Genomic DNA, 13457 nt, shown 5'->3' on the forward strand with positions numbered 1-13457 from the left:
CGCAGGAGACCACTGGGCTGTAATGCGGAAGGGGCTGTGCCCATGAGTAGTTCACCGATTCGTCCGATTTCCTCCGAGACCGTCGGAACCTGGGATTTCGAGGCCGACGTCGTGATCGCCGGATACGGCATAGCGGGGGTGTCCGCGGCGATCGGTGCTGCGGAGAACGACGCCGATGTACTGGTACTCGAGCGCACCGGCGGCGGCGGTGGAGCGGCCGCGTTGTCCGGGGGCATCGTGTACCTCGGCGGCGGCACCCGGGTGCAGAAGGCGTGCGGATTCGACGACACCCCCGAGAACATGAAGACCTTTCTCGCCGAGGCGCTGGGGCCGGGAGTCGACCAGGACAAACTCGATGTCTACTGCGACGGCAGCGTGCAGCATTTCGAGTGGCTCGAAGCGTGCGGGGTCCGGTACAAGGAAAGTTTCTGGTCCCAGCCCGGCTGGGAATGCCCCGTCGAAGACTCCCTGATGTACAGCGGGGGAGAGAACGCGGCACCGTTCGACACACTCGTGCCGCCGGCGCCCCGCGGACACCTCGCGCAGGTCCCGATGCCGCGCAACGGCGAGCAGGGAGCCGGGCACGTTCTGATGACCACGCTGATCGGAAAGGCGACCGACCTCGGTGTCCGCGTGGAATCCGACATCCGGGTGCAGCGCCTGGTCGTCGACGGCACCGGCCGTGTCGTCGGTGTGACCGCGACCCGACTCGGACAGGAGATCACCGTCCGCGCGCACGGCGGTGTGGTGCTCGCGACCGGCTCGTTCGCGTACAACGACGAGATGATGCAGGCCTACGCGCCGCGTCTCTACAAGCGGCCCGCCGCGACGGTCGAGGAGCACGACGGTCGCGCCATCCTCATGGCGCAGGCACTCGGTGCGGGACTGGCGCACATGGACGCGTGCGAGGTCGCCTTCTTCTGCGACCCCCAGCTGATGGCCCGCGGCATCCTCGTCAACGGACGAGGACAGCGGTACGTCCCCGAGGACACCTATCCGGGCCGCATCGGTCAGCTCACCATGTACCAGAACGACAACCAGGCGTTTCTCGTCCTCGACGAGGCGGCGTACGAAGAAGGGATGGCAGCGCCGAGTTCGAGCCCGCAGCTTCGCAGGCAGCCGACCTGGGTGTGCGAGAGCGTCGCCGAACTCGAATCGGAGATGGGTCTGCCCGAGGGCACCCTGACCGCCACCGTGGAGTTGTACAACCGGCACGCCGCCGCAGGCACCGATCCGGTGCTCGGGAAGAAGCCCGAATGGGTCAAGCCGATCGGGTCGCCGATCGCTGCGATCGACCTGCGCGGCATGACCGGTGGTTTCACGCTGGGCGGTCTCCGGACATCGGTGGACTCGGAGGTCCTGCACGTCGACGGCGATCCGATACCGGGCCTGTACGCGGCGGGCCGCTGTACCTCCGGATTGTCTGCCGGAGGATATTGCAGCGGGATCTCGCTCGGTGACGGGAGCTTCTTCGGGCGGCGGGCCGGGATCAGCGCCGCCGCCACCGGGTAACCCCGGTCGGTCAGCCGTCGAGGCCGAACGCGCCCCGGTAGAAGACCATCGGACGGTCTTCTGCCGGGCATTCGAGTTCGGTCACGCGGCCGACGACGATGTCGTGATCCCCGGCGACGTGTACGTCGTGGACCTCGGCGTGGACTCGCATGAGCACGCCCGGCAAGGTGGGCGTGCCCCATCGGGACAGTTCCCAGTCGAGACCGTCGAACTTGAGCCCCCGGCTCGAACCGAACCGCCCGCACAGGTCCGTCTGTTCGGCGCCGAGCACGTTGACGGTGAACCGGCCGGCGCGCCGGATGCGTGGCCAGGCCCGGCCCCGGTGATCCGCGCAGAACAGCACCAGCGGCGGTTCGAGCGAGACGGATGCGAACGACTGGCAGGCGAAGCCGACGGGGCCGTCGTCGTCGAGTCCGGTCACCACGGTGACACCCGAAGCGAAACGTCCCATCGCCCTGCGCATCTCGTCGGGAGTGGGTACGTCACCGTCGAACGCACGTTCCTGGGTCAGCGACTGAATCTGCATGTGCCTCACTCCGATTCGATCCCGGGCCGCCTGGGTTCGGCGACGTCCACGAATCCGAGAGTATGGGTGACCTGCGCCACGCCTGAACCGGTTCTCGCTCAGCGGACGTTCACGCGAAATCGCCGCGCCGATCCCTGCGCCCGATGTCTGCCCGCCGGCGGCGGTCCCACTGAGCGAGACCAACGGTGATTCCGGCGACCCGGCTCCCTCGCCCGGGTGGATGCGGGCACGATGGGACAATCTGCACGTCCAATTGCAGGAAGGGGGCCGGCGATGCCGAGGATTGCCAAGGCGCGGGAGGGCGCCGAACCGACATCGGACGTGCAACGCGAACGGCAGGTGCGGATCCTGACCGCTGCCGCCCGTCTCGGTTCCGAACACGAACTCACCCGGGTGCAGATGGCGGAGGTCGCGAAGGACGCGGGTGTCGCGATCGGCACGCTGTACCGATATTTCCCGTCGAAGACGCACCTCTTCGTGGCGTTGCTCCTGAGCCAACTCGAACGCGCGAAGGAACGACTGCCCGATCCACCGCCGGGCGTGGCCCCACCGCAGGCGATCTGCGATGCGCTTGTCGTCATGACGCGCGCGATCGTCGCGCGGCCCCGCCTCGCGTCCGCCATGCTCGTGTCCAACAGCACCGCCTCCGCATCGGTGGTGCCGGATTCGGTCGAGGTGGAGCGTGTCTTCCAGGGCATCGTGCTCGCGCAGGGCGGCATCGAACAGCCCACGGACACAGATCGCGACGCGGTGCGCCTGCTGTCGATGGTGTGGTTCGGCCTGATCCTGGTGCTCTTGAACGGCAGAGTGTCGATCGAGGAGACCGAGACCGACATCCGGCGCGCCTGCGATCTGCTTCTCGTCCACATGGCGGATACGGCACCCGGACCGGTGTGACAAAGCCGAAGCCCCGCCGGCCGCGGATGCGGTGGGCGGGGCTTCGGCGCGTCGAGCGGCGACGTGACCGGGCAGGTCTACCCGGCGGCGCCGATCGACGGCGCGCGGTCGAGGATGTCGCCGAGTGCGGCGGCGCTGGCGTCCGCGCCACCGAGCGTGAAGGCCAACTGGCGCCCCCACAGGAAGTAGCGGTGGATGGGGTAGTCGATGTCGGCACCGATCCCGCCGTGCAGATGCTGAGCCGTCAGGCCGACACGAATGCCGCCGCGCGCCGCCCACCACTTCGCGACGAGCACTGCGGCGTCCGCCTCCTCTTCGCGCCCGGTGTCGATGAGCCACGCGGCGCGGCGCATCGTCAGACGAATGGCCTCGGTGTCGATGTAGGCGTCCGCCGCGCGCACCGCAACGGCCTGGTTCGTCGACAACGGCCGCCCGAACTGCATGCGCTCGGAGGTGTACGCCGCGGTCATGCGCAGCGATTCCTCACACACGCCGAGCTGGAGCGCTGCGATGGCGAGACGGATCCGTCGACGTGTCCACTCGGCGATCTGCGTGCCGTCACCGGGTAGAACGTCTGCGGCCGCGATGATGACATCGTCGAAGCGAAGGGCCGCGTCGGCGGTTTGTCCGGTCACGGACACGGGCGTGACCGTCAGGCCTGCCGCGTCGGCGGATGCCACGACGACGGCGACGGACTCGTCGTCGCACCGGACGGGGACCACCACTCCGGCTGCGCCGGGCGCCCAGGGGACGGACGGAATCTCGCCGCTGATCACCAGGTCGTCGCCCTTGCGGATCGCGGTCAGCGCCGCGCTCTCACCGGGGTTGCCGTCGAATGCGCCGGTGAGGACGATCGACCCGTCAACGATCCCGGGGACGTAACGCTCGACCTGTTCGGGTGTGCCGAACCGAGCGAGGGGCAGAGCAGCGCCGGCTACGACGGACCAGACCGGCACCGGCGCGACGCGACGGCCCTGCTGCTGCAGGATCGTCGTCAAACCGAGCATGCCCATGTCCGCGCCTCCGGCGGATTCGGGCAGGGCGAGGCCCAGCAGTCCGGAGTCGGCGAGTGCCTTCCACAGTGTGGCGTCGAAGCCACCCTCGGTCCGTTCCACCTCGACTACCCGTTCGACCGTTGCCAGCGCACCGAAGACCTGCGAGGCAAGGTCCTCGACGGCGATCAGGTCGTCATCGAGCTCGAATTCCATGTCAGCTCCTCGTCTCTGACGGCGTCACGGCCGTTGTCGCTGCCCGCTCCGGCGCTTTGGCTTCGGGGCGCCGACGGGCGCCCAGGGTCATACCGAGTGTCTTGGCTGCCACGATCTCGCGCAGGACCTCGTTGGTGCCGCCACCGAAGGTGTTGTTCTGCGCACGACGGGCGAGCGACTCGACACGGCCCTCGACCACGGCACCGCGGCTGCCCGGACGCAGCAGACCGCGGGCACCGAGCACTTCCTGCAACATGCCGTACGCGGTGACGACGCCTTCGGTGCCGAAGATCTTCGCCGCCGCGGAATCACCGCCGCCGAGGGTGTTGGCAGCGATATCCGACACCAAGCGCAGGTTCACGAGATCCGCTGCCGACAGCAGTGCGTAGACCTCCGCCAGCGTCTTGCGGACCCACGGGACGTCGAACAGCACACCCGGTCCGACGGGCTCCTGCTTGGCCCACGCGAGTACTTCGTCGTACATCTCGTTGGCGATACCGCCGCGCGCGGCCAGGGCGACCCGCTCGTGGTTGAGCTGGCTGGTGATCAGTGTCCATCCCTGGTTCACTCCGCCGACCACGTTGCTCAGCGGCACCCGGATGTCCTCGTAGTAGGTGACCGCGGTGCTGATGCCGCCGACGGTCTTGATCTCGGTAGCCGAGAACCCCGGGGACGAGGTGGGCACCAGCACGACCGAGATGCCCTTGTGGCGGGGCGCGTCGGGATCGGTACGCACGGCGAGCCAGATCCAGTCCGCGAAGATCGCGGAGCTGGTGAAGAGCTTGGTGCCGTTGATCACGAGTTCGTCGCCGTCGATGCGCGCACGTGTCTGCAGCGCCGCGAGGTCGGTTCCGGCACCGGGTTCGGTGTACCCGATGGCGAATTTCAGCTCGCCGGTGAGGATCTTGGGAAGGAAGTAGTCCTTGTGTTCCTGGCTCCCGTACTTCATCAGGGCCGGTGCCACCGTGTTGAGCGTGACCAGCGAGACCGGGGCGCCCGCGCGGATCGTCTCGTCGTAGAAGACGTAGAGAGCCTCGGGGTCCTCACCGCGTCCGCCGTACTCCTCGGGCCAGCCGAGTCCGAGCCAGCCGTCGCTGCCCATCTGCCGGTAGATCCGGTCGAAGACCGGGCCGCCCTCGGTCTGGTCGACCAGGGCCCTGCGATCCTCGTCGTTGATGATGCGGGCGAAGTACTCCCGCAGTTCGGTGCGTAGCCGCCGTGACTTGTCGGACAGCTCGGGATGCATGTGGTCTCCTGAGAAGTGGTCGGATGGCGTGGGAGCGGCGCGGTTCAGCGATCCGTCGACAGCACGATCGCGCTGTGCGGAACCGGCGAGCCACCCGTGACGAGGACGTTGTTCAGCACCTTGGTGGGCTGGTTGACCGAGGTGCCGCGGATGAGCCGCACGCCTTCGGCGATTCCGTTGACGCCGTGGATGTAGCCTTCGCCGAGCTGCCCTCCGTGGGTGTTGACCGGGAGGCGGCCGTCCACCTCGAGGTTGCCCTCGGCGACGAAGTCCTTGGCCTCGCCGCGACCGCAGAAGCCGTACTCCTCGAGTTGCAGCAGCACCATGGGAGTGAACGCGTCGTACAGGATCGCGGCGTCGATGTCGTCCGGGCCGATACCGGCCTGTGCCCACATCTGCTTGGCGACCAGTTCGACCTCGGGCATCACGTCGATGTCGTCACGGTAGTAACTGCTCATCGAGATCTGCTGCGGGCCGACACCTTGCGCGGCACCGGTGATGACGGCGGGAGGATGCGGCAGTGAGCGTGCGCGTTCGGCGCTCACGATGACCAGTGCCTGGCCCCCGTCGCTCTCCTGGCAGCAATCCAGCAGTCGCAGCGGGTCGGCGAGCATCCTCGAGTTCTGGTGGTCGTCGAGGGTGATGGGCCGCTCGTAGAACCACGCCTTCGGGTTGGTGGCGGCGTGCTTGCGCGACAGTACCGAGACGCGACCGAAGTCGGCGCTCGTCGCGCCGTAGCGCTGCATGTACCGGCGCGCCAGGAATGCTTCCTGCTGGGCAGGGGTGAGCAGACCGTACGGATTGATCCAGTTGCGGTATTCCTGATCGGTGCTCGAGTTGTAGGCGAACGGCGGTGGGCCGGAGCCGAATCGATGGCCCGAGCGCTCGTTGAACGCGCGGTAGACCACGACGACCTCGGCGACGCCGGTCGCGACGGCCATCGCGGCCTGCTGGACGGGTGCGCAGGCACCGCCGCCACCGTGGGGGATGCGGCTGAAGAACTTCAGTTCCGGGATGCCGAGCGCGCGGGCCACGGCGATCTCGGGGTTCGTCTCCATGGTGAAGAGTGCGAAGCCGTCGACTTCTTCGACGCCGATCTGCGCATCTGCGAGCGCGGCCACCACGGCCTCGCACGCGAGTTGCCACTCGCTGCGACCGGAGTTCTTCGAGAACTCGGTGGCTCCGATGCCGGCGATCGCGGCAGCTCCGGAAAAGCCCTGCACGGTCATGGAGTCTTCCTCTCGTACGGCTCCACGACGACCTCCGCGGTGACGTGGACGCCCTTGCTGTTGCGGCCCTGCACTTTCACGGTGACGGTGCGGTCCTCGACCGCGACCACCTCGCCGCTCATCTGCAGCGGGTCGCCCGGGAAGGCGGGGACGCCCAGGCGCAGCGAGGCACGGCGTATGCGTGCCCCCGGCCCGGTCCAATCGGTGATGTAGCGGTCGACGAAACCGTTCGTCGCATTGATGCTCATGAAGACATCGGGTGTTCCGCGCCGTTGTGCGGCCCCGGCATCGTGGTGTACGTCCTCGAAGTCCTGCGATGCGATCGCGGTCGCGGCGATGGTGGAGCGGTCGAGGGGCAGTTCGAGCCCGGGAAGGGACTGCCCGACAGCGCATTCGGAGAGATTCACGACGTTCCTCCGACTTTGCGCAGCTGCGGGAGGATCTCACCGTGAGCGTGTTCGGCGAAACCCACCTCGAGTTCCATGCCGAGTTCGAGGCTGTCGTGGTCCACGCCCGCGATGTCGGCCACGATGCGGATGCCTTCGTCGAGGTCGATCAGTCCGACGGCAAGGGGGTATTCGAACGCCGGGTCCTGCGGGTGATGAATGATGGTCCAGCTGTGTAGGGTTCCGCGGCGCGATGATTCGACGGAGTCCCACTCGAACGACCGGCACACGGGGCATGCCGGGCCGGGCGGGTGCCGGAGGGTGTGGCAGTCGCTGCACCGCTGGATCTCGAGCCTGCCTTCGCGGACCGCGTTGAACCAGAACTCGTTGTCCTGAGTGATGGTGAGTCTGGGGACGGTGGTCATCACGCCTCCTTGGGGGTGTTCGGATTGAACCGGAGCATCCGGAAACGCTCCTCGGCGACGAGTTCGCCGTGCTGGTCCTCGTAGCGCTTGTACAACGTGAAGAAGCGACCGACGCCGAGACCCGTTCGCTTGACGGGAGATACGGATTCGATCGTCAGGTGGGCGGTGATGTGGTCCCCGGGAACGAGTTCGCGGTGGTATTCCTGTTCGACGTTCGTGGCCACGACGGACGTGAGGCCTTCGCTGTCGAGTTCGGCAAGCATCCTCGAGTACGCGAAGTCCTCCACGATTCCTGCGGCGCGCTTGCGGTGCACCTCACGCCACCGGCGGTACCCCGCCATCACCCAGGTGGAGATCATCGCGGGTGGGCACACCACGGAGTCGCGACCTGTGGCGCGGGCCGCGTCAGCGTCGACATAGATCGGATTGAAGTCGTCGTGGGCTTCGACCCAGTTGCGGATCATCGCCTCGTCGACCGCGTACCGGGCGACCCGGGGCGGCTCGGCCACCTGGCCGACGTACTTCTCGTAATCATGCTCGACCGTCTGCATGGCCCCAATCACCTTCTCTTCGGCACACCCCACTCGGACGCCACGCTAAGTGCGGTCCCGAGCCGGTATCGCCCGATTCCCACTGAGCAGGAGCCGGGCGTGGTCGAGCCCGGCGACGGATACCAAACCAAGCGATTGCTTGGTAAGTTGGGCGGGCGGCCCGCCGGTGGGCCGGACGAATCGACCTCGGTCGCCGCGGGCGACCACACGGACGCGGAGGCAGTGAATGGATCTGGGACTGGACGGCACGGTCGTGCTGGTGACCGGAGGCGTCCGCGGCGTCGGTGCGGGGATCACCCGAACGTTTCTCCGCGCCGGAGCGACCGTGGTGACGTGCGCGCGCAACGAGGGCGAGCATCCCGTGGAGGCGGACGGCCGGACCGCGGAGTTTCTCGCCTGCGACGTGCGCGACCCGGATCGGGTGGGCCGGATGATGGACGAGATCGTCGCAAGGCACGGCAGGCTCGACACCCTCGTCAACAACGCCGGCGGTTCGCCTTATGCGCTCGCTGCAGACGCCAGCCCGAAGTTCCACGCCAAGATCGTCGAGCTCAACCTGCTTGCGCCGCTGCTCGTCGCGCAGGCCGCGAACGCGGTGATGCAGACCCAGGACGCGGGTGGATCCATCGTCAACATCTCCAGCGTGAGCGGTTCCAGGCCGTCACCGGGTACCGCGGCCTACGGTGCCGCGAAGGCCGGAATCGACAGTCTCGGCCAATCCCTCGCGGTGGAATGGGCACCGAAGGTGCGCGTGAATTCGGTGGTGGTCGGGATGGTCGACACGGAGCAGTCGCACCTGTTCTACGGTGACGACGAGGGTGTTGCCGCCGTCGGCGCCACGGTGCCGCTCGGTCGCCTCTCCACTCCCGACGACATCGGTCACTGCGCAGCATTTCTGGCATCCCCGCTGGCGGCATACGTCAGCGGATCGACACTGACCGTCCACGGCGGCGGCGAACGCCCTGCCTACATGGCAGCGGCCCGAACGAAGGAGACAAAGTGAGTGGACTGCTGGACGGACGCGTCGCGATCGTGACGGGCGCGGGCCGGGGAATCGGCCGCGCCCACGCGCTGGCCCTCGCCGCGGAAGGTGCGAAGGTCGTCGTCAACGATATCGGTGCCGGCATCGACGGCGCCGCGACCGGAGAATCACCCGCGGAGCAGGTCGTCGAGGAAATCCGTTCTCTCGGTGGCGAGGCCGTCGTCAACGGCGACGACGTGGCCGACTGGGCCGGCGCGGAGAATCTCGTCAAGACGGCGCTCGACAACTTCGGGCGGCTCGACGTACTGGTCAACAACGCAGGCTTCCTGCGCGACCGCATGCTCGCGAACATGAGCGAAGAAGAGTGGGATGCGGTGATCCGCGTACATCTCAAGGGGCATTTCGCGCCCATGCGCCACGCCATGTCGTACTGGCGTGCCGAGTCCAAGGCCGGCAACCCGGTCGACGCGCGCATCATCAACACGAGTTCGGGCGCGGGCCTGATGGGCAGCATCGGCCAGGGCAACTACGCCGCTGCCAAGGCGGGTATCGCCGCACTCACGATTCAGGCCGCGGCGGAGTTCGGTCGTTACGGGGTCACCGTCAACGCCATCGCCCCGTCCGCACGCACCCGCATGACGGTCGGGGCCGGCGGCGCGATGGCCGAGATGATGGCCGCGCCGGAAGAAGGATTCGATGCGATGGCGGCGGAGAACATCTCGCCGATCGTCGTGTGGCTCGGCAGCACCGAATCGAAGGACGTCACCGGCCGCGTGTTCGAGGTCGAGGGCGGAAAGGTGTCCATCGCGGACGGCTGGCGTCACGGCGAGGTCGTCGACAAGGGTGACCGCTGGGATCCCAAGGAACTCGGACCGGTCGTGGACAAGCTCCTCGCGTCCACCGAGGCACCGACGCCGGTGTACGGAGCCTGACAGAAAAGATGCGCGCTTCCGGTAGCGAGAGCTATCGGAAGCGCGCATCCTTGTGCGGCGCAGATCAGGCGGGTGTGCGCACGATCAGGGTCGAACCGGGGAAGTAGGCCGCCAATTCGGTGCGTGCCTGCTTGAGAACGGCTGTGCCGTAACCCTGCTTGCGCAGTTCGGGGCGAACCCAGATGCGCACTTCCACCTCGTTGCCGACGAGCTCACCGAACGCGAATCCGACCGCGGTGGGCTCGTCGCCGGAAAGATCTTCGGCGACGAGCCACATCCCGGATTCGTCCTTCATCAACGCGTTTCCGCGCGCCTGCTCGGCGGCGACGCTTTCGGCGCTGTTGTCGCCCAGCTGGTCGGCACACCTGGCCTCGAGCAACTCCAGGTCGGTCGCCGTGTCCGAGATCGGACGCACGCGGAAATGCGCGCCCGTCGCGTAGGGCCGTGCCGCCGTCGTCCAGTGGACTACGGCGTCGAGATCTTCGAGTTCTTCCCGGATCTTCTTGCGCTCGGCCTTGGTCAAGCGGCGGAACGGGAGGTTGAGCACTGCCTCCGCGCAGAACTCACTCGTCTCGAGCAGCGCGGCGATTGCGGTCACCGCCTCCGCTCGGTCGGCGCTCTCGACGATGGCATCGAGTACCTCGTGACGTTGTTCCAGAGCACGCAGCAGCGCCGCTGCGATCTCCCGTCGGTCGAGGACCTGGTCGTGGTTCGTGGTTGCCATCGCGACATCCCTTCTCGAAAGCGTGTAACTACCGGTGCCAGTATTCCCGCATTCCGGTATTGCCGCGGGTCGCCGTCCTACTCACAGACCACCACGGGGATGACGCGGTCGGTCCACGACTGGTAATTGTCGAAATCCGGGTACATCTCGACCAGCCGGGGCCAGTACGCCGCGCGCTCGGTGTCCGTCGCGACCCGCGCGTGCATCTTCCGCACCCGCGACTTGATCTGGACGGTGACCTCCGGATTCGCCTGGATATTGCGGAACCACAACGGGTGTTTGGCCATTCCGCCCTGCGAGGCGACCAGGACCACCTTGTCGCCGTCCTCGAGGAACAGCAGGGGAGCGGTGCGGGGCTGTCCTGTCTTGCGTCCGGTCGTGGTGACCAGGCAGACCGGGATTCCCCAGGGAAAGGCACTGCCGACGCGCCACTTGCCACCGACCCGGCCGCCGGTGGCCCGGTAGGCGGCGACGTTGACGCGCGACATCCACTTCATGATCGGGATGGTCGCCTTCGAGTTCAGGCCTTTGGGAGCGGTGTCCGTTCCCACGTCAGATCCGCTCGATGACGGTTCCGGTGGCGAGCGCGCCACCCGCACACATGGTGATCAACGCGGTCGAGCCGTCACGCCGTTCCAGTTCGTGCAGCGCGGTGGTCAGCAGACGCGAACCCGTGGATCCGACGGGGTGTCCGAGCGCGATGGCTCCACCGTTCACGTTGACCTTGTCCATATCGGGGCCGTGCACGTTCGCCCACGAGAGCAGGACCGACGCGAATGCCTCGTTGACCTCGAACAGGTCGAGATCGCCGATGCTCATGCCCGACTTCTCGAGCACCTTCGCGGTGGCCTGGACGGGGCCGTCGAGGTGGAACTCGGGCTCTGCACCGACCAGCGCCTGCGCGACGATGCGGGCACGGGGCTTCAGACCGAGGGCCTTGGCGCGGTCCTCGTCCATCAGTAGGACGGCGGCTGCGCCGTCGGAGATCTGCGACGACGTGCCCGCGGTGTGGATTCCGCCGTCGAGCACCGGCTTCAGCTTCGCCAGCGACTCGGACGTCGTGTCGCGAAGGCCCTGGTCCCGGGTGACGGTCTGCTTCTCGCCGGTGAGGTTGCCCTGCTTGTCGACGACCGGTGCGACGACGTGCAGCACCTCGCGGTCGAAGCGGCCCTCGTCCCATGCCTGCTTGGCGAGCATCTGCGACCGGACGCCGAGCGCGTCGATGTCCTCGCGGGTGATGCCGCGCCGGCGGGCGATACGCTCCGCGGCCTCGAACTGGTTGGGCATGTCGATGTTCCACGATTCGGGCCGTCGCGGGCCGGCCTGGTCGCCCACATTGGCGCCGAGGGGAACCTGGCTCATGGCCTCGATGCCGCACGCGATCCCGGCATCGATGGCGCCGGTGGCGATGAGACCGGCGATGAGGTGGTTGGCCTGCTGAGCCGAGCCGCACTGGCAGTCGATGGTCGTGGCGCCCACCTGCCAGGGGAGGCCGGCGTTCAGCCACGCGGTGCGCGTGATGTTGTTCGACTGCGCGCCGGCCTGGGTGACGCAGCCGCCGATGACCTGTTCGACGAGGGCCGGATCGATCCCGGCGCGCTCGACGACTCCGCTCTGGGCGGCGCCGAGGATTTCCGCAGCGTGCAGGCCCGCGAGCCATCCACCCCGCTTGCCGATCGGGGTGCGGACGGCCTCGACGATGACTGGGGTGCCCACGGCGGGCTCCTTTCTCTGCAGTTCTCTGCACTCTAAATGCTCTCTGCAAAGTAGAACAGGTTGCCGTCGGCGGCGGCAAGCGTGTGAATCGGTCGGGACGTGCTGATCTCTTGGTCACGAGCCGCGCCTGTGTTTGAATGGTTTTAGAACGTGTTACACATCACGCGAGCGGTACTCGCCAGGCAGGAGAGATAAGTGGCGCAGCCGAACATCCCCGAGGGAATCGACTTCACCGATCCCGACTTGTATGCAGACCGCATGCCCTTCGAAGAGTTCGCCGAACTCCGGAAGACGGCACCGGTGTGGTGGAACAAGAAGTCCCCCGACAAGGGGGGATTCCACGACGACGGGTTCTGGGTGGTGTCCCGCCACGAGGAGGTCCGTGAGGTCTCCCGCCGGAGCGACGTGTTCTCCAACTGGGAGAACACCGCGATCCCGCGGTTCAACGACGACATGCCCCGAGAGGCTATCGAACTGCAGCGCCACGTCCTGCTGAACAAGGACGCACCCGAGCACACCAAGCTCCGCAAGCTCGTTGCCCGTGGTTTCACCCCGCGCGCCATCAACGGTCTGCGCGACGAACTCGACCGCCGCGCGAAGTCCATCGTCCAGGATGCGTGCACCGCCGGTCAGGGCGACTTCGTCACCCAGATCGCCGCGGAACTGCCCCTGCAGGCCATCGCGGACCTCATCGGTGTCCCGCAGGAAGACCGCTCGAAGATCTTCGAATGGTCCAACCAGATGACGGGCTACGACGATCCCGACAACACCGCCGACCCGGCGGCGGCGTCGATGGAGGTGCTCGGCTACGCCTACCAGATGGCGGCCGACCGCAAGGCGAACCCGGCGGACGACATCGTCACCGCCTTGATCGAGGCCGACATCGACGGCGACGAACTCGCTCCCGAGGAGTTCGGCTTCTTCTTCATCGTGCTCGCTGTTGCCGGCAACGAGACCACCCGCAACGCGATCACGCACGGCATGGCGGCGTTCCTCGACAATCCCGAGCAGTGGGAGATCTTCAAGCGCGACCGCCCGAAGACCGCTGCCGACGAGATCATCCGCTGGGCCACGCCGGTTACGTCCTTCCAGCGCACCGCACTCGAGGACACCGAACTCGGCG

General features: G+C 67.4%; 15 protein-coding genes. 5 read left to right on the forward strand and 10 right to left on the reverse strand.

Annotated features, from left to right (window positions below; translation table 11 throughout):
* Positions 1-42 precede the first annotated feature (42 nt).
* A complete protein-coding gene (locus tag HF877_RS20905; RefSeq protein WP_169623114.1) occupies positions 43-1512 on the forward strand; it encodes an FAD-dependent oxidoreductase in 1470 nt (489 codons plus the stop codon).
* Positions 1513-1522: 10 nt separating this feature from the next.
* Here the strand turns inward: HF877_RS20905 and HF877_RS20910 are convergent, their stop codons facing one another.
* Positions 1523-2038: a flavin reductase family protein gene (locus HF877_RS20910; protein WP_169623115.1), complete on the reverse strand. Its 516-nt coding sequence runs from the start codon at positions 2036-2038 to the stop codon at positions 1523-1525.
* Positions 2039-2311: 273 nt separating this feature from the next.
* Here HF877_RS20910 and HF877_RS20915 point away from each other — a divergent pair, with 273 nt between their 5' ends.
* Positions 2312-2935 (forward strand): TetR family transcriptional regulator, encoded by a 624-nt coding sequence (locus tag HF877_RS20915; protein ID WP_169623116.1) that lies wholly within the window; start codon positions 2312-2314, stop codon positions 2933-2935.
* A gap of 77 nt (positions 2936-3012) precedes the next feature.
* On the opposite strand, the gene HF877_RS20920 is transcribed toward HF877_RS20915, so the two are convergent.
* The 6 genes from HF877_RS20920 to HF877_RS20945 are packed head-to-tail and all read right to left on the reverse strand — an operon-like array spanning position 3013 to position 7980.
* Positions 3013-4143, reverse strand: a complete 1131-nt coding sequence (locus HF877_RS20920) for an acyl-CoA dehydrogenase family protein (protein ID WP_169623117.1) — start codon at positions 4141-4143, stop codon at positions 3013-3015.
* Between the two features lies 1 nt (position 4144).
* Positions 4145-5389 (reverse strand): acyl-CoA dehydrogenase family protein, encoded by a 1245-nt coding sequence (locus HF877_RS20925; RefSeq protein ID WP_169623118.1) that lies wholly within the window; start codon positions 5387-5389, stop codon positions 4145-4147.
* Positions 5390-5433: 44 nt separating this feature from the next.
* Positions 5434-6618 carry a lipid-transfer protein gene (locus HF877_RS20930; protein ID WP_169623119.1) on the reverse strand — a complete coding sequence of 395 codons (1185 nt, stop codon included), beginning with the start codon at positions 6616-6618 and terminating at the stop codon, positions 5434-5436.
* Positions 6615-7025: a MaoC/PaaZ C-terminal domain-containing protein gene (locus HF877_RS20935; protein ID WP_169623120.1), complete on the reverse strand. Its 411-nt coding sequence runs from the start codon at positions 7023-7025 to the stop codon at positions 6615-6617. Before HF877_RS20935 ends, HF877_RS20930 begins: the two co-directional genes overlap by 4 nt.
* Positions 7022-7429, reverse strand: coding sequence for a Zn-ribbon domain-containing OB-fold protein (locus HF877_RS20940; RefSeq protein ID WP_169623121.1), 408 nt, complete (start codon positions 7427-7429; stop codon positions 7022-7024). Before HF877_RS20940 ends, HF877_RS20935 begins: the two co-directional genes overlap by 4 nt.
* A complete protein-coding gene (locus HF877_RS20945; protein ID WP_169623122.1) occupies positions 7429-7980 on the reverse strand; it encodes a MaoC family dehydratase N-terminal domain-containing protein in 552 nt (183 codons plus the stop codon). Before HF877_RS20945 ends, HF877_RS20940 begins: the two co-directional genes overlap by 1 nt.
* A 226-nt stretch (positions 7981-8206) precedes the next feature.
* On the opposite strand from HF877_RS20945, the gene HF877_RS20950 reads away from it, so the two are divergent.
* Both HF877_RS20950 and HF877_RS20955 read left to right on the forward strand, forming a co-directional pair.
* Positions 8207-8983 carry an SDR family oxidoreductase gene (locus HF877_RS20950; RefSeq protein ID WP_169623123.1) on the forward strand — a complete coding sequence of 259 codons (777 nt, stop codon included), beginning with the start codon at positions 8207-8209 and terminating at the stop codon, positions 8981-8983.
* Positions 8980-9894, forward strand: coding sequence for an SDR family oxidoreductase (locus HF877_RS20955; protein ID WP_169623124.1), 915 nt, complete (start codon positions 8980-8982; stop codon positions 9892-9894). The genes HF877_RS20950 and HF877_RS20955 overlap by 4 nt, the downstream gene beginning before the upstream one ends.
* 64 nt (positions 9895-9958) lie before the next feature.
* Here HF877_RS20955 and HF877_RS20960 read toward each other — a convergent pair whose 3' ends face one another.
* From HF877_RS20960 to HF877_RS20970, 3 genes are all read right to left on the reverse strand, one after another.
* On the reverse strand, positions 9959-10618 hold the full coding sequence (locus HF877_RS20960) for a GNAT family N-acetyltransferase (protein ID WP_169623125.1): 660 nt from the start codon (positions 10616-10618) through the stop codon (positions 9959-9961).
* A 77-nt stretch (positions 10619-10695) separates the two neighbouring features.
* Positions 10696-11169: a nitroreductase family deazaflavin-dependent oxidoreductase gene (locus HF877_RS20965; RefSeq protein WP_296550254.1), complete on the reverse strand. Its 474-nt coding sequence runs from the start codon at positions 11167-11169 to the stop codon at positions 10696-10698.
* Position 11170: 1 nt separating this feature from the next.
* On the reverse strand, positions 11171-12334 hold the full coding sequence (locus HF877_RS20970; RefSeq protein WP_169623126.1) for a steroid 3-ketoacyl-CoA thiolase: 1164 nt from the start codon (positions 12332-12334) through the stop codon (positions 11171-11173).
* Between the two features lie 195 nt (positions 12335-12529).
* On the opposite strand from HF877_RS20970, the gene HF877_RS20975 reads away from it, so the two are divergent.
* The coding region (locus HF877_RS20975) for a cytochrome P450 (RefSeq protein WP_169623127.1) at positions 12530-13457 on the forward strand (928 nt) is incomplete at its 3' end.

Origin of the sequence: Rhodococcus sp. BL-253-APC-6A1W (assembly GCF_012843405.1) — a bacterium.
Classification (GTDB): Bacteria; Actinomycetota; Actinomycetes; order Mycobacteriales; family Mycobacteriaceae; genus Rhodococcus.

Coding starts and splice junctions, on each gene's coding strand:
- HF877_RS20905 (WP_169623114.1), top strand. CDS start 43: ATGAGTAGTTCACCGATTCGTCCGATTTCCTCCGAGACCGTCGGAACC.
- HF877_RS20910 (WP_169623115.1), bottom strand. CDS start 2,038: ATGCAGATTCAGTCGCTGACCCAGGAACGTGCGTTCGACGGTGACGTA.
- HF877_RS20915 (WP_169623116.1), top strand. CDS start 2,312: ATGCCGAGGATTGCCAAGGCGCGGGAGGGCGCCGAACCGACATCGGAC.
- HF877_RS20920 (WP_169623117.1), bottom strand. CDS start 4,143: ATGGAATTCGAGCTCGATGACGACCTGATCGCCGTCGAGGACCTTGCC.
- HF877_RS20925 (WP_169623118.1), bottom strand. CDS start 5,389: ATGCATCCCGAGCTGTCCGACAAGTCACGGCGGCTACGCACCGAACTG.
- HF877_RS20930 (WP_169623119.1), bottom strand. CDS start 6,618: ATGACCGTGCAGGGCTTTTCCGGAGCTGCCGCGATCGCCGGCATCGGA.
- HF877_RS20940 (WP_169623121.1), bottom strand. CDS start 7,429: ATGACCACCGTCCCCAGACTCACCATCACTCAGGACAACGAGTTCTGG.
- HF877_RS20945 (WP_169623122.1), bottom strand. CDS start 7,980: ATGCAGACGGTCGAGCATGATTACGAGAAGTACGTCGGCCAGGTGGCC.
- HF877_RS20950 (WP_169623123.1), top strand. CDS start 8,207: ATGGATCTGGGACTGGACGGCACGGTCGTGCTGGTGACCGGAGGCGTC.
- HF877_RS20960 (WP_169623125.1), bottom strand. CDS start 10,618: ATGGCAACCACGAACCACGACCAGGTCCTCGACCGACGGGAGATCGCA.